Source organism: Bacillus sp. SYZHCR11 (assembly GCF_057196865.1).
Window position 1 is genome coordinate 907,633 of sequence record NZ_JBXUND010000001.1, and the last position, 22,047, is coordinate 929,679.

A 22,047-nucleotide genomic window follows, 5' to 3' on the forward strand; every position below is an offset into this window, starting at 1 on the left:
CATGTACCATCTTTACTTTATCACAACTCATCACAAAATACATAACGCTTCTATGCGTATATGATTGAAAAAAGCGCCCGTAAAGGACGCTTTTCGCTTATTTCTCTACTACCGGTTTTTTGATGATTCCCAAGATAACCGCCGTTACAATCGCTCCGATCACGATGCTCATTAAGTAAAGCAGCGGATGGTTCGTAATGAATGCAACGAATATCCCTCCGTGCGGTGCAGGAAGCGTTACCCGGAAAAACTCTGTCAGTCCGCCCGCTACCGCAGAACCGACAACGGCTGCAGGGATGACGCGAAGCGGATCAGCCGCTGCAAACGGGATGGCGCCTTCTGTAACGAAAGCTGCTCCCATGAAGTAGCACGTAATACCGGCTTCACGGTCACGTTTAGAGAATTTGTGTTTAAAGAATGTTGTCGCCAGTGCGATTCCAAGCGGCGGAGCCATTCCGCCCGCCATGATGGCCGCATGCGGCGCATAGTTTCCGGCATCGATCATCGCGATACCGAAAGTGAACGCCGCTTTATTGAGCGGGCCGCCCATGTCGATAGCCATCATACCGCCTAAAATAATACCCATTAAGACAAGGTTTCCAGTTCCAAGGCTTTCAAGCCAATTTGTTAAGAAATTCATAAACGCTGCTACAGGTGTGTTAATGACAAACTGCATCAGGACACCGGTGATAAAAATACCGAGCAGCGGATAAATCAATACAGGTTTTAATCCGTCAAGAGTCTGAGGAATAAAGACAAACAGCTTTTTCAAAAGGACTACGACATAACCGGCTAAGAATCCCGCAATCAGTCCGCCCAAGAATCCGGCATTCGCCTGCGTAGCCATAAATCCGCCGACCATACCCGGCGCAAATCCCGGACGATCCGCAATACTCATTGCGATGAATCCGGCAAGTACTGCAACAATCAGCTTTAACGCATTACCGTCACCGATAAAGTTCAGCGCTGCAGCAAACGTGTTGTATGTCGGGTCTTTCGGATCAGCTGAATGAATTCCCCAGAAGAATGAAATCGCAACGAGAATTCCGCCGCCGACGACAAATGGCAGCATGTTGCTGACACCGCTCATTAAGTGTTTATAGAAAGTACTCCCGATGCTTGTGCCTGATTTCTGTTTCGGGCCGTCTTCATTTGAAGCGGAAGATCCTCCGCCGCTGCCCTCGTAAATCGGCGCATCTTGGTTAACGGCTTTTTCAATCAGTTCCTGTGGACGCCTGATACCGGCCGTCACAGGCACTTGAAGAACATGTTTGCCTTTAAAGCGCTCCATTTCAACCTGTTTATCAGCCGCCACGATAATCGCAGGCGCGTCTTCAATTTCTTGAGCCGTCAGCTTATGTTTAATACCGCTTGAGCCGTTTGTCTCGACTTTAATGTCAACGCCGAGCTCTTTCGCTTTTTCTTTCAATGCGTCAGCTGCCATGAACGTATGAGCGATACCTGTCGGGCATGCCGTAACCGCAAGGATTTTCCCTTTTCCTGACGGCGCTGCCTGTTCTTCCTGCTCTTCTTCTTCCTCATCGTCATCTTTGTCATGCTGATTGATGATGTCAATGATCGCATCTTCTGATTCAGCTTCAAGAAGCTGTTTGCGGATTTCCTCACGCATAAGAAGCGTTGAAAGTCTTGATAATGCCTCAAGATGCGTATTGTTCGCTCCTTCGGTTGCCGCAATCATAAAGACCAAGTGTGCCGGCTGACCGTCTAATGATTCATAATCCACACCATCTTTTGAACGGCCGAATGCGATGGCCGGGTTAATGACGCTCGCCGTCTTCGCGTGAGGAATGGCAATACCTTCGCCGATTCCCGTCGAGCTTTGGCTTTCACGATTTAAAATGGCTGCTTTGTAAGCCTCTCTGTCATTTAATCTGCCGGCTTTGTCAAGCACTGTCACCATTTCATCGATAACGTTTTCTTTCTCTTTGCTTTCTATATTGAGATGAATTGTATCTCTTGTTAACAGCTCAGTTATCTTCACTTTTCTTTCCTCCTCTATAGACGTGTGACTTTAACTTCAGGAAGAAGCTGCTGTACAAACTCTTCAGTTCCGAGTTCTTCAGAAAATGCCGTCGCGCTTCCGGAAGCAACTCCTAAACGGAACGCATCTTCCAAAGGCAGCTGTTTTGAAATTCCCGCAAGGAATCCCGCGACGACGGAATCACCTGCGCCTACCGAATTGACAAGCTTTCCTTTAGGAACATTGGCGAGGAAAACCGCCTCTTTCGTAAATAAAAGCGCACCGTCGCCAGCCATCGAAACAATCGCGTGTTCAGCGCCTTGTTCAATTAATTTTTTACCGTAAGGAACGGCAGCTTCGGCTGAATCAATGACCGTATTGAACATTTCCCCAAGCTCATGATGATTCGGCTTCATCAAAAACGGTTTCATTTCTGTCGCTTTCATCAGCGCTTCACCGGAGATGTCCACCACTACCCGGGCATTCTGCTTTCTGCATGCCTCAGCAATTTTTTCATACGTGTTATGCGGCAGGGAAGAAGGGATGCTTCCCGCTAAAACGACGATGTCTCCCTCTTCCAGAGCGGAGAACTGTTCTAAAAAGGCATTGAACACTTCGTCTGAAATCGTCGGGCCCTGTCCGTTAATTTCCGTTTCATCGCCCGTTTTCAGTTTTACATTTATACGCGTGTCTTCATCCACCTCAGAAAAAGCCGTTTCCAGACCTTCCTGCTGCAAAAATGACGTGATATAATTTCCGGTAAATCCGCCGACAAACCCCAATGCTTTTGACGGCACATGGTGTCTTTTCAGTAATCTCGAAACGTTGATGCCTTTTCCGCCGGGATACTTCGTGTCATAGCTGGAACGGTTTAAACCGCCTACGGCAAAATCTTCAACGTGAACGATATAGTCAACAGACGGATTGAGAGTTACAGTGTAAATCATGGTTTCACTACCTTTACGACAGTTTTTTCTTGGTAATCATCGAATGCAAGTTCTTCAGCTTCAGTGGTAATGATAGCTGCATCGCCCAAGGCGGCGAACGCTGCGAAAGAAATCTCGCCGAATTTAGAAGGATCGGCTAAAACATACGCATTTTTCGCCTGTCTCACAGCCTTTGTCTTCAGAAGAGCCTCATCCGGATCGGGTGTGGTAAAGCCGGCTTCAATGTGCACGCCGTTCACCCCGAGAAAGCTTTTGTCAAAACGGTACTGGCTGACCGCCATTAATGAGGCGCCGCCGATCATCGCACCTGTTCTATGCTTCACATATCCTCCGAGAAGATAAAAAGGAATCCCCTTCCTTATTAAAGCGTCGATATGCATAACCCCGTTTGTGACAACCACAATGTCCTTTGTATGATCTATAAAATCAATCATGTGCAATGTAGTTGTTCCCGCATCAAGGTAAATACAGTCACCTTCTTCTAATAAAGATGCCGCTTCTTCAGCGATCTTCAGTTTATCCTGAAGGTTTTTGGAGGATTTTTCAAGCATATCGGGTTCTTGCCTGCTGTTGGAAAGTTTAGACGCCCCGCCGTGAACGCGCTTTAAAAATCCGCGCTCTTCAAGTGTTGATAAATCTCTTCTGATCGTTGATTCAGAAGCGTTTGTCATGCTTATCAGCTCTTGAATCTTCACCACATCTCGCTTTTCAATCTGATCCATAATCAGCTGATACCTTTCAGGAGTAAGCATATTCCGCCTCCTTTGAAAACGTATTCATTTCGGCTGCAAGATAATTGTAAACGCTTTTTTTACTTCAAGCAACTAAAATCACTCAAATTCATTCAATAACTATCAAAATCTTTCACATTTGTTCATATTAACGTATGTACATAGGGTTTGTAAACTGTAAATTCGACAAAAAGGGGGACAATTGTATGACATTTTCTTTTTATCATAAATGAAAAAAGTCTATTATATTCATTCAATCATTAAAACACAAAAAACCCCATGCAGACTGCATGGGGCGCCGGTTATTCATACCGTAACGCTTCAATCGGATCTAAGCGTGATGCTTTGTTGGCGGGCAGCATGCCGAAGATGACGCCAATCAGCATACTGAACAGCACGCCGATACAAACCACCTGCCAGGAAACGAGCGACGGCCAGCCTGCGATAAGGGAAACGAGTGTTGCTCCCCCGTAGCCGAGACCGATTCCGATTAAGCCGCCGATTAAAGTAAGCACAACAGATTCAATTAAGAATTGTGTCAGAATCTGTCCTCTCGTGGCACCGAGCGATTTGCGGATGCCGATTTCTCTTGTCCGTTCCGTCACTGATACGAGCATAATATTCATGACCCCGATCCCGCCGACAACGAGAGAAATACCGGCGATCGAACCGATGATCGTCGTCATAACGGTCGTGACCTGACCGATTCCCGCCGCGATTTCTTCCATATTCATGACTTGATAGGCCTCTTTTGTACCGTGATTGTCATTTAAGAGACGGGCCGCTTCTTTTCCTGTTGTTTTGATTTGATCAGCGGACTCCGTCTGAACGGAAACGTTGCTGTAGTCGTTAGTACCGAAAGACGTTTTCAGCATGTTGAACGGCACATACATTTCACTGAGTCCTAACGATAAAAAGCCGCTCTCTTCTTTCAGTACGCCGATTACTTCTACGGGCTGTCCGCCGGCCCAGACGATTTTCCCGAGCGGAGACGTTTTCCCGAACAGCTTTTCAGCCATTTTTTTCGAGATGATTCCCGCTCTTTTCCCGGAAAGAAAATCATTGTCCGTAAACGTCCGTCCATCTTGAACGTCCAGCTTTTTTACGTCCAAGTAGCCGCTGTTAATGCCGTTCAGCGTAATATCCGTGTCTTCTTCATGGTAACGGGCCGTCATGGATTTTACCGCGGAAGCGACAACCTGCTTTACGCCGTCCACTCCTTTTAATCCATTAATATCTTCTTCTGTAAAACTCGCTTGCTGTAAGGCGTTCGGATTGGCTGTTAATTCTTCATCACTGGGCATGTAAAACAATTCAATCGTATTGCCCGGCCCGCTGATGGATTGCTTCAGCATTTGCTCTCCGCCCTGGCCGACAGCCACAACAACGATTACTGAACCGACGCCGATAATGATTCCGAGCATTGTCAGAATCGATCTCAGCTTGTGAGCTCTTACGGAACTGAGGGCCATCCGGAGATTTTCTGACAGGCTCATTCCCCCACTCTCCTCTGCTCAGAATCGCGGGAAACGATCATGCCGTCACGGACGAAAATCACTCTGTTTGTACAGTCCGCCACTTCAGGCTCATGAGTGACAAGCACCACGGTCACGCCCTCTGCATTAAGCTCTGTGAACTGCTCCATAATGGAAATGCTTGTTTTCGTATCCAGCGCGCCGGTCGGTTCATCAGCTAAAATGAGCTTCGGTTCGTTCACGATGGCTCTTGCAATCGCGACACGCTGCTTCTGGCCGCCGGACAGCTCATTCGGCATGTGACGCATCCGATCCGCCAAACCGACTTTTTCCAGCGCGTGCTCAGCCCGTTCCTCACGCTCTTTTTTGCCGATACCGGCGTAGATCATGGGAAGTTCGACATTTTTTCTTGCATTCAATCGCGGCAGCAGCTGAAACTGCTGAAAGACAAAACCGATTGATTTGTTCCGGACCGCCGCAAGCTCTTTTTCGGTGCATGAAGAAACATCTTCGCCCGCAAGACTGTAATTGCCGGACGTCGGTCTGTCCAGACAGCCGATGATATTCATGATCGTAGATTTTCCCGATCCCGAGGGTCCCATAATTGACACATATTCTCCTTCTTCAATCGTCAGGTCGATTGAACGGAGAACATCAAACGTCTCCTTGCCGATCTGATAGCTTTTTTTCACCTTTGAAAGCTGAATCATCTATGCTTTCACATCCGTTCCGTCAGTCAAACCGTCAGCCGGATTCAGAATGACTTTATCATCCTTTGAAAGCCCCTCTTTTATCTCCGTAAGCTGATTTGCGGTATCGCCGACTTTAACTTTCACGCGTTTGGCCTTCCCGTCTTTCACCGTAAAGACCCAGTGCTCATCTCCGTCTTTTTTGACTGCGGAGGACGGCAGCGTGTCGGCTTTCCGTTTGTCGGTTTCAATGTTCATAATTAATTTAAATCCCGGCTTGCCTTCCGGAAGGTTTCCGATCAGCTTAACCTGAAACGGATACTGGACGGCTTGTTCCGTGCTTTCTCCCGAAGCAGCGCTTGACTTTTGATCCGGAACGAGGCCGACAGCCGCCACTCTCCCTTTCCACGTTTTACCGGGTATGGCGTCTGAGGTGATTGTAACGCTCTGGCCCTTTTTCACTTTCAGCGTGTCGTATTCGGACAAATTGCCGGCAACGACCAGGTGTTCCGGGTCTCCTATATGTATAACCGGTTCTTGAATATCCGATTTTTTAGAAGCCGCTTCTTGATTTACCGAGATAACTGTCCCGTCCATCTCACTCTTAACATTGAGATTCGACACTTGATTTTCAAGAGACTGCTTTTGCAAATCAGATTGCTTTAATTCGATTTCCGCCGTTTTTTGCTGAAGCTGCAGATCAGTCCGTTCGGATTCAATTTGTTTTTTGGCTTCCGCTTCTCCCACTTGTTTTGCCAGATCTTGTTCCTTGCTGTTTAATGCTCTGAGTTTTTCTTCAACTTGTTCGATTTGCATCCGTTTTGATTGTTCCGTCAACTCATTTTGTTCTTTATCAAGGTTGAGCTGCTCATTTGTATACGTGACTAACGACGACCCTTTTTTTACTTTGTCGCCTTCTTTTACTTTCACTTTATCAAGAGTTCCTTTATCTGCTTCATAAAAAACATACTGTTCTTTAGAGAATTTAAGTGTTCCCGGAACCATAACCGTAGATGAGATTTCTCTGTTTTCCATGGTTCCGGTTTCGATTTTTTTTTCGGCGCTGCCGCCCGCGGGAGCGGCAGACTTATAAATATTGATACCGATGAATACTGCAACAATTACGGCGATGCCGATTCCGATCCAAATTTTTTTCATGTTATACACCTGCTGTCACTGAACTTAACAGTCCTCCGACTGCCGAAACCAAAAGCATAATAACAAACAGGACAACCGCGGAAGTCCAGGCCGCTTTTTTCGAAATGCCGCCTGTATAGCGAAGTCCCAAAGCCAGCAAAATATAGCTCCAGATGCTGAAAATGTCGAACGCGCTTAAAAAGACCGCGACGCCGTCTCCGGCCGGTATGACACTCGCCAAAGATGTAACGGCGTACAATGAGCCCGCACCGGTAAAATAAGTGACAAGACCGTTAATAACTAAGCCGATATTGGTAATAAACGCCGTAAACAGGCTGAGTGAAAGCATTTTTTTGTAAGTTGTCACGCCGCCTGAAATTTTTACGCACAGCCAGTAAATGAGCGGAACGATAAACAGAGCGATAATGCCCCCGAAGATTCCTCCGAACATCGTGCCGAATTTAGCGAAGGTTTTGGTCATTTCAATCTGATCATCCGTCAAACCGTCAAGAGATGAGCTGTTCAGCACTTCTTCATAATTCATCCCCAGTCCGCGCAAAATACTGCCGGCCGCGATGAGAATGATGACAATCAGGAGAGGAATGCCGATGACCGGCTTTTCTTTTAATCTTTTAAACTGCACAACAGGACTTGTAATGACGCCGAAAATTGACGGCTTTTCCGTGACTGCCGCATTGCTTTTTTCCAGGTTTGGTTCCATATAGCTGATGCCTCCTATGTATTATTCTGTTTATACGTACGCTTTAGGCTGAGAGAAGTTTCAATTTTTTTGCCGTTTGCGTATTTATGCTAAATTGTAACACAAATTCTCAGCTTTACGTTCCATAATTATGTAAAAAAAAGCATCGTCAGACCGGTATGACGGGTGGCTCAAAACCTTGTAAAGGCACTGTTATCAGCCTATTCATGCAGTGAAAACCGCCTCAATTGCAAAACCCTTTAAATCCCATTTAAATATTCTCTGAAATTCAGCGCCTATATACAAAAAGAGCCGGATGGCAATGATGCACACCCGGCTCTTTTTTCACCCTCCGCTTACAGGAGGGATAAAGGCAATGGTATCACCTTCTGTTACGATGCTGTTGTCTTTTACATATGTTTCATTGATTGCGATCATGGCATTGTCAATCGTCTGAAGGCCGTACCGTTCCTTTAACAGCGTTTTTACAGCAGACGCCGCCGTCTCTTTTTCGTCAAGTTCAATGACCGATGTTCCCGCCTGCTCCGCAAGCCCGGCAAATAATAATACTTTAATCATCGCGATTCCCCTTTATCCAAATCCGGTTTTCCGTTCGGATAGGGCGTTGTTTCCAGCTGATCGCCTATCCATTCTTCCCCGTCTTCCCAGATTTCTTTTTTCCATATCGGCACAATCTGTTTTATCCGTTCAATTGCATATTCATTCGCCTCATATGCCGCCTTTCTGTGCGGAGAAGACACGGCGATTACGACCGCTGCTTCACCGATATCAAGGACGCCGACACGGTGAGTGATTGCAGCTTCGGCTCCTTCCCATTTCGCGCTGATTTCACTGCCGATTTGAGAAAGCATTTGAACAGCCATCGGTTCATACGCTTCATATTCGAGACGCACCGTCCGCCGTCCTGCAGTCCACTCTCTGACCGTGCCGATAAACGTTGTGATGGCGCCGGCTTCACGCTTTTCAACTTTTTTTACGATATTTTCCGCAATGATAGGTTCCCTTGTAATTTGAAAACGTTCCATTTAAGCAGATTCCCCTTTCAGCTGCGAAAGCACAAACATAATGGCAGCCGGATCGTCCGCATGGAATACGGGCTTGCCTGCATCTGTCGGCATATGCTCCGTATTTCTGCTGACAATCGCGATCACGCGCTCCAAATGCTTCAGCTTTTGCCAATCTTCGCTATTTTTGATCATAATGATTTTCGGATGCGGCGCATGTTTAAATCCCTCTATGAGAAGACTGTCAATTCCCAGACATTCATACAGACTGATCAAACCCGCCAGATCCCATTTTTTTCGCGCCGTAAGCTGCAGGACGCCGTCCCCTTCTACTGCCGTAACCGCGGCTCCGGCTTTTGAAAAGCGCTCCGAGTCTTTCCCGTCAGAAAAAGGTTCCGGTTCTCCGCCATGTCCGTGATGTTTTAAACATCCAATATCGCACTCTTTCGGCGCCGCTTTCAGCACACGTTCAATAAACGTTGTTTTACCGCTGTTTTGAAAACCTACGATCTGGACGATCGGGAAAGAATTGACCACGGCCATTCACTTCCATTCTCATCACGAATGAGGAGCGCGTGAACCGTCCGGCCCGCTTCATACCCCCTCGTTCCTCCCGGCAGAAGGATAAACGCGTTTGCTTCGGCAAGAGATGTGACTGAGCTTGATTTGTCGAGACCGACCGGTGACGCCATCATTTTTCCGTCCTTATGATAAACAAATGCCCTCACAAATCTCGTAAACGGATTCGGCTTCGGAAAGTCGTTTGTTAACACGGCTTCCGCCCATCCGGAATGAGGTTTTTCATTCAGAAGCCACGTCTGAATCATCGGTTTGACAAACAGGGTGAATCCGACATAACATGCGGACGGATTGCCTGAAAGGCCGAACAGCAGCATGTCATCGGCCCGGCCGACAGTTGTCACGCTCCCCGGGCGCATTGCCACTTTGTTAAAAAGAACTTCCGCTCCGAGCTTATTATAAATGTCCGGAAGAAAATCAAAATCGCCGACTGACACGCCGCCGGTCGTGATCAGAAAATCAACTTTTTTCATAGCTTCCTTCACCGCAGCATAGCTGTCATCAAAATCATCGGAAATTTTCCCTAAGTTCAGCGGTACTGCACCCGCTTCAATGACCTGGGCATACACCATGGCAGCGTTGCTGTTGCGGATTTTCCCCGGCTCAAGCGGATCGCTGACATGAAGAAGCTCGGTTCCCGTTGCGATAATGCCGACAACCGGCTTTCTGACCACGGGAACGGAAGCATAGCCGAAGGTTGCTAAAAGAGCGGTTACGCCCGGCGTGATTTTCGTCCCTTTTTTTAATAGCGAGCTGCCTTTTTTCGCATCTTCTCCTTGATATGAAATATTATCCCCCGCATGAAAAGGGCGTTTCACTGACATGTAATCCGTGCCGTTTTCAGAAAACGTTTTTGTCAGCTCAAGCATCACTACAGCATCCGCGCCTTTGGGAATCTGCGCCCCCGTCATAATGCGGACCGCTTCATAAGGCCCGAGTTCTTTTTCTGACACGGCGCCGGCTCCGATATGGTCAATGACTTCAAAGGTGACGGCATTGTCACGGGAAGCCGTTTTTGAATCGCTCGCCCTGATGGCAAACCCGTCATACGGAGAACGGTTAAAAGCCGGCACATCATGATCCGCCTTAACATCCTCCGCCAAATAGCGGTGGAGACTGTCCTCAAGCGCCACCCATTCGGTATCCCCCTTTTTTTTATACCGGCTCACCCGGCGGACTGCTTCGTCCACCTGAATCGGCGTTCTTTTTTCAAGCATAGCAATACATCCCCTTCCTACAGTCCGATGACTCTGGCCAGAACTGAATTCGCTTCTTTTATATCGTTTGTACCGTGAATCAGAGCCCGTCCGTCCTGAAAAATAACGATTCTGAAGCGCTCGTACGCCATGTGCAGCAAAAATTCATTTGCTTCCACTTTACCGATCTGCTTCAGACGTTTGACAAGCTCTTCTTTATCCAGCCTCTTTAAGGCTTCCGATCTGATTTGAACGGTGTCTCTTCCGCACAGCACGCTTGCTTTCGGCCTGTTTTCAGGCTGCAGATACGGATATACGGGCTCCGCGCCGCAGGAAGGGCAATGATCCCGTTTGATCTGATCCACATTTATGCTCATATTGGTGTTATTCCACACGTCAAACGTGAAAAAGCGCCGATTTACCGCCGCATGATTTCCTGTCAGCAATTTCAGCGCCTCAGCCTGCTGATAGGCGGAGACGATATGAACCGCCGGAGGTATGATGCCTGCTGTATCACATGTCGCTCCGCCCACGGGCATTTGCTCAAACAGGCAGGATAAACACGGCGTAACCCCCGGAATAATCGTCATGCACATTCCCTGACTGCTGACACAGGCACCGTAAATCCAAGGTGTTTTCGTTTTCAGCGCCAGATCATTGATGACCATTCTCGTTTCAAAATTATCTGTCGCATCCACAATGCAATCCGCTTGTTCGATCAGCGGTTCGAGCGTTTCCGCCGTACCTTCCGCCGCGTAAGCATCGATATGTATATTACTGTTTACCGCTAAAAGACGCGCCTTGGCCGCCATTGCTTTCGGCAGGCGCTGTCTCGCGTCTTCTTCTGTATACAGCTGCTGTCTTTGTAAATTGCTCCATTCCACATAATCCCGGTCAATAATCGCCATACGGCCCGCTCCGGCTCTTGCAAGGCCCTCTGCCGCGGCTGTTCCGAGGGCTCCGGCTCCGACAATCAGGACACTGCTGTCAGCCAGCGCCTGCTGCCCTTTTTCCCCTATCGGCTTAAATCTTGTCTGCCGTGAATAGCGCTCTTCCATCTGTGTTGTCCCCTTGCATTTTTATTTCCATCATACCATGTTTCTTACCGATCAGTCCTGATTTGAAGACTCGACATGCGCCAAAAGTCTGGTGTAATCGTCCCGTGTGTTGATATTAGCGAACTCCTCCGGCCCGGCGCCGATGTCTTCAGCCTGCACATAACAGACAGACAGCCGTTTCAGCGTGTCTGTCATTTTCAGTTTGTTTTGTGTCAGCTGATCAAAAAGCACATCCTGCACCCGTTTATGGTAAACCGCCAAGAGGGGCTGCTCTCTGTTTTCACAAACCGGTATGACAGCGTCCAGATTTCCCGTCAGCTTCATTTCAAGCGCAGCCATCGTTTTTCTTGTCACGAGCGGCGTGTCACAGGATATGACCGTATATGTTTCGCCTTCCGTTTGTTTCATTGCCGTATATATGCCGGCAAGCGGGCCCATTCCCCGAAACCGCGGCTCATCGGCAAAAACATGCCGCTCCCTGTTTGATAAGAACTTTTTTATATGCTCAGGGCGGCTGATAATTACCGTTTCTCCGCCGCCGAAGGCTTTTTTCGCCTGTTCATAAAACATGCCGCCCTTCCACTTTGCAAAAGCTTTCGGTTCTCCGAATCTTCGGGAAGCTCCCCCCGCTAATATTACATTCACCCGTTTCATGTCATCGCTCTCCCATTCTATATAAAAGCATAGCAAACGCCTCAGCCGAAATACAATATTACGTTGCTTGTCTGTTTAATTAAGAGGAATAGCCGTTGTTCCTTTCCCATATTGTAGTGTTAACATCATGAGGGAGATGGTTCTTATGAAAATATCAGGTCCGTTTTTCCACGACACTTCTCAAGAGAACCTTTACTTGAAATCCGAACTTTCCAGATGCAGAAAAATAATTTCGGAATTTGAAGCAAGCTACTTCCATCAAAAAAACAATAAGCTTCAGGAGGAAAACGCCAATATTAAAGAGCGGCTTCACAAGCTTTCTGACGAATTGGAAGCCATGGCTCAAAAACACAAACAGACAAGTGACACGGAACGTTCTTTGCATGAAATCAGGGCCGGGCTGCTCGATAAAATCGTCATTCTGCAAGAACTGCTTCAGCAGGAAACGTTTCGGCGGAAAAATGAGATGGAAGAAAAACATCGGCTGCATCTTACAAATGTAAAATTTGAAGAAGAAAATAAAAACTTACATACCCGCATCCGCTCACTTGAGACCGCCGTTCAAACCGAACGGACTTCTCACGAAGATATGAAACAGCGTTATCATGCCGCTGCAGATGAAAATACCCGGCTCCAAACACAAATGATAGAAAAAGAATACCAGCTCAAACATATTAAAATAGAAATTAATCATATGAGAGATCGAATACTAGAAACAAAAGAACGGCTTGTAGAAATAGAAAAAACGAAAGAAAAGTTATTTCAAGAAACCATTCTTTCATATAAACGGCAGCTTGACGAAAGCGATGCTTGGATTGCCGGCCATTTTGCTGATATTGACAGCCGCACGGCGGAACCGGCGGAACAAACTCTGGAAATCCCTTCCGTTTCCAAAGAGACTGTTCAGGCAGAAGACTTGCTTACAGCCGTTACCGAACAAGTCATCTCCCTTCAAAAACAATTTGTAGAATCAGAGTCCCGCGATCAGTCGTTTGATGAAAAACTGGATGCGTTGAAAGAACGAGCTGACGGCGAAAAGCCTTTCCAAAAATATGTTGTCAAGCTTGAAAAAAAGCCTGGAAAAGATGTGTCACTTCCGCAGAATAAACGGGAAAACGCAAAAAAACTGCTTGAGTAACGCAAGCAGTTTTTACTGTTTTATTCAGCAGCCGTATCATTTGCCGTTTCTGCTGTTTCCTGAGAAATTTCTCCCTCAAGAATATATTGGCCGCGGTATGGTTTTTTCACTTCCGGATACATTTTAATTAAGCTTTGCATAAATGTTGTCATATTAGGAATTTCAAGGCCGCTTTCCTTTTCAATTTCCTTTTGCAGTTCGGAACTTTTGATCGCTGCATTGTGGCGTTTCAATGTTTTAATCGCTGCTTCGCGCAGTTTTGCCGCTTTTGATCCCGGTCTCGCCGTCCCTCTTCTTCTTCTTGTAGAACCGTCTGGAATGCCGGCGGGAAGAGACGTAATAGACTGCATCTGCGGCTGGGAGGATTGCGGCTGTGTCTGCGGCTTTTGATAGCTTCTCATTTCCTGTGCTGCAAGCTCTGCAAGCACCGGGAGAGAGTCACTTTTTTTCTCCGGACGAAACTCTTTTTTTGTATCGGACAGGCTGCCCGTATTGTCTAATTCTCTCAGTTTTGCATATATTTTATCACGTTCTATTTGATATTCACGAATGACTTTTACCTCTGCTTCGTTCAATTGTTCTAAACGTAAGCGCAGCGCTTCTCTTTCATTAAACATGTGTAAAACCCCCTGTCAAAAATTTAAACGCTTTTATTAAGATATTAGATTACAAAAGTAATTTTATCAACTATTATTTTATCATTTTACTATTTTATTTACTCTATGAAAAATTGCTTATTTTCTGAAAATGGTACTTTATATACAAAAATCCCTTATCATATAGGGGATTCTGGACAAAGTTCCAATTTATTGAACCATTTCAAAATATAACTTGAAATTACTTGTTTAATGAAAATTAGCGTGATATCTACAATTTTCGACTATAATATGTAAAAGTTAATGATATGGATAAAACAAGCGGTACAGCGTGTTTACGGCTGTTTCTCTTATTTTTTAAGCCATACATGCCATATTGGAATTTTTTATCCAATAGTCACAAAAAAACCCTGTTACCTAACGGCAAAGGGTTTGCAGAACCGAGACAATAGTCCGGCGGAGATTGTCCCGATTACTCAGAAGCCTGCTCCGTTTCTGAAAGTACCCGGCTGATGCGTTTTTCAAGCATTTTCATCCCGCTCTCTCCCGCTTGAAAATGGCGGAGCTGTCCGCTTTTATCAAAAACGTAATAAGCCGGCACAGATTCATTTTCAAATGCGTCAGCCAGCGTATGATCGCTGTCAACGTAAATCGGCTGAGAGATATCGTGTTCAGCCGCTGTTTTCTTGATTTTCTCAAGATCAAGATCGTCTTCGGAACGGGGCATGTGGACGGCCACCACATTCAGCTGATCTTTATATTTATCACGAAACCCGTTCACCTCAGGCATCGCTTCTTTACACATGCGGCAGCTGGCGGACCAGAAGTGAATCAGTGCCGGCTTTCCGCCGACCAGCTGTTCCTTCGTAACTTCTCTGTTAATCCATGCTTTAGCGCCTGTTAATTCAGGCATTTGCTGATGTAATTTCATCTTATTTCCCTCCTTATGAAAAAAGTTTTTTGCCGGGGCTTTCAGTCCGCCGGGCAACGTTCTCCTGTTTTCCCTCCAAAGGAAATGATTTGGCTGAATCACCATGTTAAAATGAGTGTGGCGATTCCTTAGTTCATATCTTCACAAAAATGAAGATATTGAAACCGGGCAATATGAACAAATCATAAATGTAATAACTGGTTTCTATGAAAAGGTTTATCTTATTTAAAAAACGGGTATATCACTTTTAGCTTTTTCCTCAATAGACTTGAAAGGAAGACATCACTATGATTGATTTAAAACACTTTGATTGGGCCGGGCTTCTCACATCTGCCGGGATTTTCATCATAAAGCTGGCTCTCATTATTTTAGCGTATTTTATTTTCCGGACGGCAGGAAAAAAGCTGATCAAGCATCTGTTTCAGAAATTCGAGCAACAAAACAACCTCTCCACAGGCCGCGCTTATACTTTGCGAAGCCTCGCGCTTAATGTGTATGGATACATCCTGATTTTCGTTTTTATCGTAATGATTTTGGATTTATTTCACTACAATCCGAGCGCTCTCATTGCCGGCGCCGGCGTGGTCGGTCTCGCCGTCGGCTTCGGGGCTCAGGGGCTTGTCAGTGACATCGTCACCGGATTTTTTATCCTTTTGGAAAAACAGATCGACGTCGGTGATTATATTACGGTTGCCGGCTACAGCGGCATTGTCGAGCAGGTCGGTCTCCGTACGACGCAAATCCGGAGCTTTGACGGCACGCTTCACTATCTTCCCAACCGGGGCATCACGAATGTGAGCAACCATTCCCGCGGAACGATGCAGGCGCTTGTCGATATTAAAGTGCCGCTTGAAAAAAATCTTGATGAAACCATTCAAATCCTGCAAACCGCATGTGACAAAGCAGCCGCTGAGCTCCCGCAGATTAAGGAAGGGCCGGACGTCATCGGGGTTCAGGATTTAAGCACGTCAGAAATGGTGATCAGAATCATTGCCAAAACAGAAAATATGGAGCAATGGCGGGTTGAACGCGTACTGCGGAGAGAAATGAAAATCGCGCTCGACCGTTTTAAAAACGCCGCTTCCGCCGAATAGAAAAACCGAAGCGTAAGCTTCGGTTTTTTCTTTTTAATGAAATTTTTTTTCCACTTCGCTGCAGATTTCGTCGGCGGTCATTCCGGAAGCCGTAATGACGGGAGCCTGAGTTGACGTATCGGCAATGCCTTGGACATTGCTGTCAAGTCCGGTTACGACACAGCAGTCACAATTCTTCGCATCCTCAGGAGTCTTCATCATCACTACGTCATATCCTTTTTGTTTTAACGCCTGTTCTACATCCGATAAAGATTGTTCAATTCCAATTTTTTTCGTCATATTGAACACCTCCGTTATGTAGAATGCTCAATTTTTGTTAGATTATTCTTCTTTTCGGATTTAATTGGCATACTTCGAAAAATATCCGACCATGACATTTACCGCGGTTTCCATCGCATCTTCATCCGGGTTAAGCTTGGCGTGATGAAGCCCGTGGGATGAATCGGCCCCCAGCCAGAACATAAAGCCGGGATATTTTTTCAGCATATATCCGAAATCTTCTCCGGTCATCGCTTCTTTCGCCGTTTTCACGTCAGCAAGCTGATGATCGCTGACAAATTGCATAAATTCTTCGGTCAGGCCGCTTGTATTATAAACTTGATGATAAACGGACGGATACGTGACTTTTCCTTTGCATCGGAAGCCGATTTCAATTCCTTTGACAAGCTCTTCAATCCGCTTTTTCACCATACGCATTGATTCCTCGGAAAGCGTCCGGATGGTTCCCTCCAGATGAGCATGCTCTGCGATGATATTTTGCGCCGTGCCCCCGGTAATCGTTCCGACAGTTATCACAGCGCTGTCAAGCGGATCCGTATTTCTGGATATGACCGTTTGCAGCTGCGTGACAAGCGTGCTCGCGGCAACGACCATGTCATCTGCTGTATGCGGATATGCCGCATGTCCGCCTTTCCCCTCAAGATCGATGACGAGCTCGCTCGTATTGGCAAACAGCAATCCGCTTTTGGTGGAAATGGTGCCGACCGGCAGCTCTGGTGCTATATGTAGGGCGGTGATTAAATCCGGCGTCCATTTTTTCAGCACATCGCTTTCAAGCATCGGTGCCGCCCCGCCCGGTCCTTCTTCAGCCGGCTGGAATAAAAAGAGCAGATCATGTTTGACGGGGTGATGGACAAAATGATCAATAATGCCGAGCGCGATGGTCATGTGCATATCGTGTCCGCATGCATGCATAAAACCGGGGTGCTCAGATGCAAACGGAAGCCCCGTCTGCTCTTCAATCGACAGAGCGTCTATATCCGCTCTGTAGGCGAGCATTTTTTCCGGAGCCGTGCCGTTGATTTTGACAAAGATGCCGGTTCTCCAAGTTTCGATTTCAATTCTTTCTTCCGGATATTGGTTTAAAAGATTCAGCAGGTACTGCTGGGTTTTATATTCCTGAAAGCCGATCTCCGGAATGCGGTGCAGATCTCTTCGGATGGCAATGAGCCGCTCTTTTTCCATATGTATTCCTCCTTGAGATAAGAATAAGGCGTGGATTTTATCATCCACGCCCATTCTATCAAACCATTCCTTACAGCTGGCGTAATTCCTGTTTGATTTCTGTTTTGCCTTTTGTTTTTTCATCGATATCTTTGATTTTTTTCGCTGGTGTTCCCGCTACAACGGTATATGGCTCGACGTCATTTACAACAATGGCTCCGGCGGCGACAACCGCGCCTTTACCGATTGTTACGCCTTCAAGCACAACCGCATTTGCGCCGATCACAACGTCGTCTTCTACGACAACAGGCTTAGCGCTAGGCGGCTCAATAACGCCCGCTAATACAGAACCCGCTCCGATGTGGCAGTTTTTGCCGACAGTCGCGCGTCCTCCGAGAACAACGTTCATATCAATCATCGTACCTTCGCCGATGACTGAACCGATATTAATAGATGCACCCATCATGATAACGGCATTGTCGCCGATTTCGACTTGGTCGCGGATAATAGCGCCTGGCTCGATTCTCGCTTTCACATCTTTTAAATCAAGCATCGGGATCGCAGAGTTGCGGCGGTCATTCTCAATGACGTAATCCTCAATTTTGTCTTTGTTTTCTTCGATTGCGCTTTTAATTTCAGCCCACTCGCCAAAAACGACGCCGGATTGGCCGTTCAGGAATGTTTTAGCGGAATCGCCAAAGCTGATTCCTTCGAGATCGCCTTTTACATACACTTTTACAGGCGTTGATTTTGTACTATTTTGAATAAATGAAATAATTTCATTTGCATCCATCATTTTCATATGTATTGTCCTCCTCTGATTTTCTACCTCATTACTGTAACAAAGGAAGGATACAAAGACAAGAAAAAAAGGAACAAGCCTTTATTCTGCCGGCTGGCTGCACAGCGCGGCAAACTGTCTTCCGAATTCCCGGAGCTCTTCTTCCTCACTGCCCTCAGGGTTGTTTTCAATTTTGACCGACGGCAGCACCACCCGTCCGCCGCGGGCCGTAATTACTTTTTCCAATTCGTCAACCGCTCCGCAAAAAAACTCATAGGACGTATCTCCGGAACCGAACAAAGCAAATGTTTTTCCCGTAAACTCCAGTTTTTCCATATCTTCAGCAATATCGAGCATTTCATCAGGAAGATCCCCGTCTCCCCACGTATATGTGCCTAATAAAATATACTCGTAATCATTAAAAAGTTCGGCATGAATATCCATCGCTTCATATCTGTCTACGGATGCTTGTGCTTCGATCAGCCCTTTTTCAATTAAATCCGCCATCGCCTCGGTGTTTCCTGACATTGTAGCGTAAACAAGCAATACATTCCCCATCTTCGTCTCTCCTTTATGCATAAAAACTAATGTGCGAGCCGAACCGCCTCATACGGTCTGACAAACTTACTTTCGTAAAGGCCCGCGCAAAAAAAATCTTCTTCCCGGTTGGCCACCCGCCATCCGTGACCGCGGATCGTATCAAACCACTTTAATTCACCGGCAGCGAGGTCAGCTTGATAAATACGCGAAAATCCGCTTTCGTCCTGTGACGAAGTGACATAAATAATCCCGTTATCCTCAGACACGTCAAGAAATGATTTTTCCCGTACATTGTCCCCGGCTGTAATGGCAAACTCCTCATGCGTCCGCACGTTTCGGACAGCAAGCTCCCCCCGTTCTCCCTTTGCCGCGCCCTTTGCTGCAATGAGCCAGTCATTCTGATACATCATCATTGAAGCCGTCATGCGCTGCCTTTCGCGGCTTATACGCCGGATGCGGCCTTCCGTCAGATCATACGCCCAAATGCCGCCATGATTCATATGAATCCGGGTGCCGATATAAACCGTCTGACCGTGTAAACAAAGCGAACGGATGACAGGCGGCTCCTTTAATTGTGAAAAAGGCTTAGCCACATGCCAAGTGACGCCGAAATCATCAGATAAGTAGATGCAGTATGTGCCGTGCGCACAGACAAATCCGTCATTCCGCCCGGCAACGGCCCATACGGAGGCGCTGGTCGGAAATCGGGAGGCCGTCCAAGTCTTTCCTTGATCGGCCGATCTGAGGACGGCGCCTTTTTCTCCAGCCGCGAATATGTAGGGCCCTATATAAGTCAGCACATGAATCCTGCTCTTCACTCGGAATAGTCTTTTCCAGCCTTCTTCCGCCGAAAAATGAAAAATACCTTCGCCTTTCACAGCGACAAAAAATCCTGAAGATACTGATGCCATGACAGCCGTCGCGCCTTTATGAAACATGGCACCGGTCTCCGTGGTGAGCGGCCCATGCAAGAAAACCGCGGACAAATTCTTTGCAGCATTCTTGATCTTCAGCCGTCTCGGGCGCCAGCTCAATTTTCAGCGTTTCCGGATATAAATTGGCTCCGGCCTGTTCAAACGCATCGCAAAACAGCGTGACCGCTTCGCAAAACTTCGGGTAGGCGTGATCGCCTGAACCGAAACAGGCCGTTTTCAGTCCGTTGAGCTGGCTGTGCAGAATATCTTCGTAAAAATCTTCCGCTTCGTAAGGAAGATCACCATCCCCCCATGTGTATGTGCCGACAAAAACATAATCATATGCTTTGAGAGAATCCGCATCTGCTTCGTCCATATCAAGACAGTCAACCGCTATCTGATGCCCGCTCAGTGTTTCTTTTATAATGCCGGCAATATCCTCTGTATTCCCCGACATGCTTGCGTATATCATTAATGCTTTCTGCATATGATCACCTCGTAATTGATAATGATTTTCATTAACATACATAACACTTTAAATGATAATGATTTTCATTGTCAATAAAAAATAAAAAAAGACAGCATGATTGCTGTCTTTCTAAAATGGGCGTTCCTGTTTCAGCATATCTTTAATGACAGAAACAAAAGCCTGCACCTGTTTTAATTCAAATGCCGGCTCATAACCGAGCAGCCATGTGTCACGGCCGATCGGATGGTCCTTTGTATCAAGCAGGGGCATTTTATTTACTTTATCTTCCTCTTCTAAGGTGACTGACGGCAGAATGGCATAACCGATCCCGTGCAGCGCCATCTGCTTGCACGTTTCAATCTGATCGACAAGGATGGTCTGTTTCGGCGAGGTTTTGAATTTTTGATGCCACCAATGCTGAATTTCCTGAAAATATGTACTGTCACTTTTGAATTGAATAAACGGCCGGTCGGTATGGGCAATATCATCAATACAGGAAATTTCCGTATCGACCAAATATAAATGATCGGTCATTAAATAATCTTTCCGGCCTTTCCATTCCGGATTTCCCCGGATAATGCCGATATGTACCTGATCTTCATACAGACTTTTCAGCATTTCGCTGCTCCAGCCTGTAATGAGAGAGACCTTTGCATTCGGATATCGTTCCACATATGTTTTTAACACTTTCGGAAGCCAGTGCTGCCCGATAATGGAGGCGACGGCAAGCTTTAATGTGCCGTGAATCTCACCCTCAAGTTCATCAATGTTTTCTCTGATTCTTTCTTGCCGATCCGTGACGTCATTTGCAAATTGTATGATTTTTTCTCCTGCCGGCGTTACCGTAAGTCCTTTTTGAGACCTAAGAAAGATCTTTGTTCCCCAGGTTTTTTCAATGGTCTGCAATCGCTGGGACAGAGCCGGCTGTGACACGAATAACCGTTCGGCAGCCTTCCTCATGTTTAATTCCTCAGCTAAAACTACGAGCATATGAAGCTCTTGAAGCTGCATGTCGTCCTCCTTTTCAATGCCTTTTCGTATTTCTTATCTACCATTCTAATCAAATAAAGGCTGCCGAGGCAAGCGCCACTCGTATGTATGCGTTTTCTTTTTCTGGCATGCGAAAGAACAAATAGGCTGATCGTGCGAGCCTACTTATTCAATGATCTGATATGACTGCTCAACTGCTTTAATACGACTCTTCTCGTGAAAATGCCTTCAAAGACGCCTTCATCATTTTCAACGCAGACAAAGCCGTTGTTAATGACCATGCTGAACCCTTTGATAATCGGATCATTGATGTGGAGACGGGGAATGTCTTTCAGCATGACTTCCTCAACCGTAATTTGATCCAGCTTCTCAAACTCGATCCGTTCAAGTCCGAAAATGCTGTTCATAATCATATTTGTCCCGATCAAACCGTGCAGACGGTACGAAGCGTCAAGGACGGGAATGGCGGTATAGCCGGTTTTCGTCAGCACTAATAGAGCATGCTCAAGGTTGTTTCCGACTTGAACGTGCGCCACTTTATCCGCCTCGATCATAAATTGTCCGACTGTTGCATCAAGAAGCTGATCTGATTGTAAGCTAATCATGTCACTTCGACCCCTTTACATTTTTCATCAAAGCATGTATTCCCTATATTGCAATAATATAAACATTATCATTTTTTGTCGAAAAGTTTCCGTCAATAAAAAAGATACTCTTTGCAATCGAGTATCAATTTATAGGCCGCTGATTAATTTTCGTTCCGAAAACGGTCATAGAGCGTTACGAGTTTTTTATAAGTGGTTCCATCAACGCTTTTTGACCCTGCTTCTATATCGTTGATTTCGCTGGTCAAAAGCTCAATGGCATATTCTTGATTGATCAGGATATTCAGCAGAAGTTTCTGTTCTTCTTCCGTAAATCGTTCACTGATAAGACTCATACGTAATCAGGCCCCCTATTTTTAACTGAATACCTCTGA

Annotated in this window: 26 protein-coding genes; 2 read left to right on the forward strand and 24 right to left on the reverse strand. The window is 46.3% G+C overall.

The features are described 5' to 3' along the window. Positions 1-97 precede the first annotated feature (97 nt). The 13 genes from AC2CGA_RS03845 to AC2CGA_RS03905 all read right to left on the reverse strand — a co-directional run bounded on the left by AC2CGA_RS03845 (position 98) and on the right by AC2CGA_RS03905 (position 12,172). Positions 98-2,002 (reverse strand): PTS fructose transporter subunit IIABC, encoded by a 1,905-nt coding sequence (locus AC2CGA_RS03845; RefSeq protein WP_003154570.1) that lies wholly within the window; start codon positions 2,000-2,002, stop codon positions 98-100. A gap of 14 nt (positions 2,003-2,016) precedes the next feature. Next, the gene (pfkB, locus tag AC2CGA_RS03850; protein ID WP_003154572.1) at positions 2,017-2,928 is read right to left on the reverse strand and encodes a 1-phosphofructokinase; all 912 of its coding nucleotides are present in this window, start codon (positions 2,926-2,928) and stop codon (positions 2,017-2,019) included. Next, a complete protein-coding gene (locus AC2CGA_RS03855; RefSeq protein ID WP_044053167.1) occupies positions 2,925-3,680 on the reverse strand; it encodes a DeoR/GlpR family DNA-binding transcription regulator in 756 nt (251 codons plus the stop codon). Before AC2CGA_RS03855 ends, pfkB begins: the two co-directional genes overlap by 4 nt. Positions 3,681-3,961: 281 nt before the next feature. Continuing rightward, on the reverse strand, positions 3,962-5,155 hold the full coding sequence (locus AC2CGA_RS03860) for an ABC transporter permease (protein WP_003154574.1): 1,194 nt from the start codon (positions 5,153-5,155) through the stop codon (positions 3,962-3,964). Next, complete coding sequence (locus AC2CGA_RS03865; RefSeq protein ID WP_003154575.1) at positions 5,152-5,844, reverse strand: ABC transporter ATP-binding protein; 693 nt, start codon at positions 5,842-5,844, stop codon at positions 5,152-5,154. The genes AC2CGA_RS03860 and AC2CGA_RS03865 overlap by 4 nt, the downstream gene beginning before the upstream one ends. After that, complete coding sequence (locus AC2CGA_RS03870; RefSeq protein WP_024085246.1) at positions 5,845-6,981, reverse strand: efflux RND transporter periplasmic adaptor subunit; 1,137 nt, start codon at positions 6,979-6,981, stop codon at positions 5,845-5,847. 1 nt (position 6,982) lies between these two features. Next, entirely contained in the window at positions 6,983-7,681 is a 699-nt protein-coding gene (yknW, locus tag AC2CGA_RS03875; protein WP_024085245.1) for a YknW family membrane protein, read from the reverse strand. A gap of 324 nt (positions 7,682-8,005) precedes the next feature. Continuing rightward, a complete protein-coding gene (gene moaD / locus AC2CGA_RS03880) occupies positions 8,006-8,239 on the reverse strand; it encodes a molybdopterin converting factor subunit 1 (protein ID WP_003154578.1) in 234 nt (77 codons plus the stop codon). Further along, positions 8,236-8,706: a molybdenum cofactor biosynthesis protein MoaE gene (locus AC2CGA_RS03885; RefSeq protein WP_003154579.1), complete on the reverse strand. Its 471-nt coding sequence runs from the start codon at positions 8,704-8,706 to the stop codon at positions 8,236-8,238. The genes moaD and AC2CGA_RS03885 overlap by 4 nt, the downstream gene beginning before the upstream one ends. Then, on the reverse strand, positions 8,707-9,228 hold the full coding sequence (gene mobB / locus AC2CGA_RS03890) for a molybdopterin-guanine dinucleotide biosynthesis protein B (RefSeq protein ID WP_139885253.1): 522 nt from the start codon (positions 9,226-9,228) through the stop codon (positions 8,707-8,709). Beyond that, positions 9,189-10,481: a molybdopterin molybdotransferase MoeA gene (locus AC2CGA_RS03895; protein WP_015388302.1), complete on the reverse strand. Its 1,293-nt coding sequence runs from the start codon at positions 10,479-10,481 to the stop codon at positions 9,189-9,191. The genes mobB and AC2CGA_RS03895 overlap by 40 nt, the downstream gene beginning before the upstream one ends. A gap of 17 nt (positions 10,482-10,498) precedes the next feature. Further along, the gene (locus AC2CGA_RS03900) at positions 10,499-11,518 is read right to left on the reverse strand and encodes a molybdopterin-synthase adenylyltransferase MoeB (protein ID WP_003154586.1); all 1,020 of its coding nucleotides are present in this window, start codon (positions 11,516-11,518) and stop codon (positions 10,499-10,501) included. A gap of 51 nt (positions 11,519-11,569) precedes the next feature. Beyond that, positions 11,570-12,172 carry a molybdenum cofactor guanylyltransferase gene (locus AC2CGA_RS03905; protein WP_003154587.1) on the reverse strand — a complete coding sequence of 201 codons (603 nt, stop codon included), beginning with the start codon at positions 12,170-12,172 and terminating at the stop codon, positions 11,570-11,572. Positions 12,173-12,317: 145 nt separating this feature from the next. Here AC2CGA_RS03905 and AC2CGA_RS03910 point away from each other — a divergent pair, with 145 nt between their 5' ends. Further along, positions 12,318-13,310, forward strand: coding sequence for a sporulation protein (locus AC2CGA_RS03910; protein WP_484480130.1), 993 nt, complete (start codon positions 12,318-12,320; stop codon positions 13,308-13,310). A 20-nt stretch (positions 13,311-13,330) separates the two neighbouring features. Here the strand turns inward: AC2CGA_RS03910 and rok are convergent, their stop codons facing one another. After that, a complete protein-coding gene (rok, locus tag AC2CGA_RS03915; protein WP_003154591.1) occupies positions 13,331-13,927 on the reverse strand; it encodes a transcriptional regulator Rok in 597 nt (198 codons plus the stop codon). A gap of 451 nt (positions 13,928-14,378) precedes the next feature. After that, positions 14,379-14,837, reverse strand: coding sequence for a TlpA family protein disulfide reductase (locus tag AC2CGA_RS03920; RefSeq protein WP_484480131.1), 459 nt, complete (start codon positions 14,835-14,837; stop codon positions 14,379-14,381). A 287-nt stretch (positions 14,838-15,124) separates the two neighbouring features. On the opposite strand from AC2CGA_RS03920, the gene AC2CGA_RS03925 reads away from it, so the two are divergent. Continuing rightward, the gene (locus tag AC2CGA_RS03925) at positions 15,125-15,931 is read left to right on the forward strand and encodes a mechanosensitive ion channel family protein (RefSeq protein WP_003154595.1); all 807 of its coding nucleotides are present in this window, start codon (positions 15,125-15,127) and stop codon (positions 15,929-15,931) included. Positions 15,932-15,964: 33 nt separating this feature from the next. Here the strand turns inward: AC2CGA_RS03925 and AC2CGA_RS03930 are convergent, their stop codons facing one another. The 9 genes from AC2CGA_RS03930 to abbA form a co-directional block, all read right to left on the reverse strand. Beyond that, positions 15,965-16,210 carry a YkuS family protein gene (locus tag AC2CGA_RS03930; protein ID WP_003154596.1) on the reverse strand — a complete coding sequence of 82 codons (246 nt, stop codon included), beginning with the start codon at positions 16,208-16,210 and terminating at the stop codon, positions 15,965-15,967. Between the two features lie 60 nt (positions 16,211-16,270). Next, on the reverse strand, positions 16,271-17,395 hold the full coding sequence (locus tag AC2CGA_RS03935) for an N-acetyldiaminopimelate deacetylase (RefSeq protein ID WP_014304923.1): 1,125 nt from the start codon (positions 17,393-17,395) through the stop codon (positions 16,271-16,273). A 70-nt stretch (positions 17,396-17,465) separates the two neighbouring features. Beyond that, a complete protein-coding gene (gene dapD, locus AC2CGA_RS03940; RefSeq protein ID WP_007409623.1) occupies positions 17,466-18,176 on the reverse strand; it encodes a 2,3,4,5-tetrahydropyridine-2,6-dicarboxylate N-acetyltransferase in 711 nt (236 codons plus the stop codon). A gap of 81 nt (positions 18,177-18,257) precedes the next feature. Continuing rightward, entirely contained in the window at positions 18,258-18,713 is a 456-nt protein-coding gene (locus AC2CGA_RS03945) for a flavodoxin (protein ID WP_048367197.1), read from the reverse strand. A gap of 26 nt (positions 18,714-18,739) precedes the next feature. Further along, entirely contained in the window at positions 18,740-19,633 is an 894-nt protein-coding gene (locus AC2CGA_RS03950) for a WD40/YVTN/BNR-like repeat-containing protein (RefSeq protein ID WP_003154601.1), read from the reverse strand. Further along, a complete protein-coding gene (locus tag AC2CGA_RS03955; RefSeq protein ID WP_003154604.1) occupies positions 19,623-20,096 on the reverse strand; it encodes a flavodoxin in 474 nt (157 codons plus the stop codon). Before AC2CGA_RS03955 ends, AC2CGA_RS03950 begins: the two co-directional genes overlap by 11 nt. A gap of 111 nt (positions 20,097-20,207) precedes the next feature. After that, complete coding sequence (gene ccpC, locus AC2CGA_RS03960) at positions 20,208-21,089, reverse strand: transcriptional regulator CcpC (protein WP_003154605.1); 882 nt, start codon at positions 21,087-21,089, stop codon at positions 20,208-20,210. A 140-nt stretch (positions 21,090-21,229) separates the two neighbouring features. Beyond that, a complete protein-coding gene (cbpB, locus tag AC2CGA_RS03965) occupies positions 21,230-21,673 on the reverse strand; it encodes a cyclic-di-AMP-binding protein CbpB (protein WP_003154608.1) in 444 nt (147 codons plus the stop codon). Positions 21,674-21,816: 143 nt separating this feature from the next. Next, positions 21,817-22,008, reverse strand: coding sequence for an antirepressor AbbA (abbA, locus tag AC2CGA_RS03970; RefSeq protein ID WP_003154609.1), 192 nt, complete (start codon positions 22,006-22,008; stop codon positions 21,817-21,819). Positions 22,009-22,047: the final 39 nt, after the last annotated feature.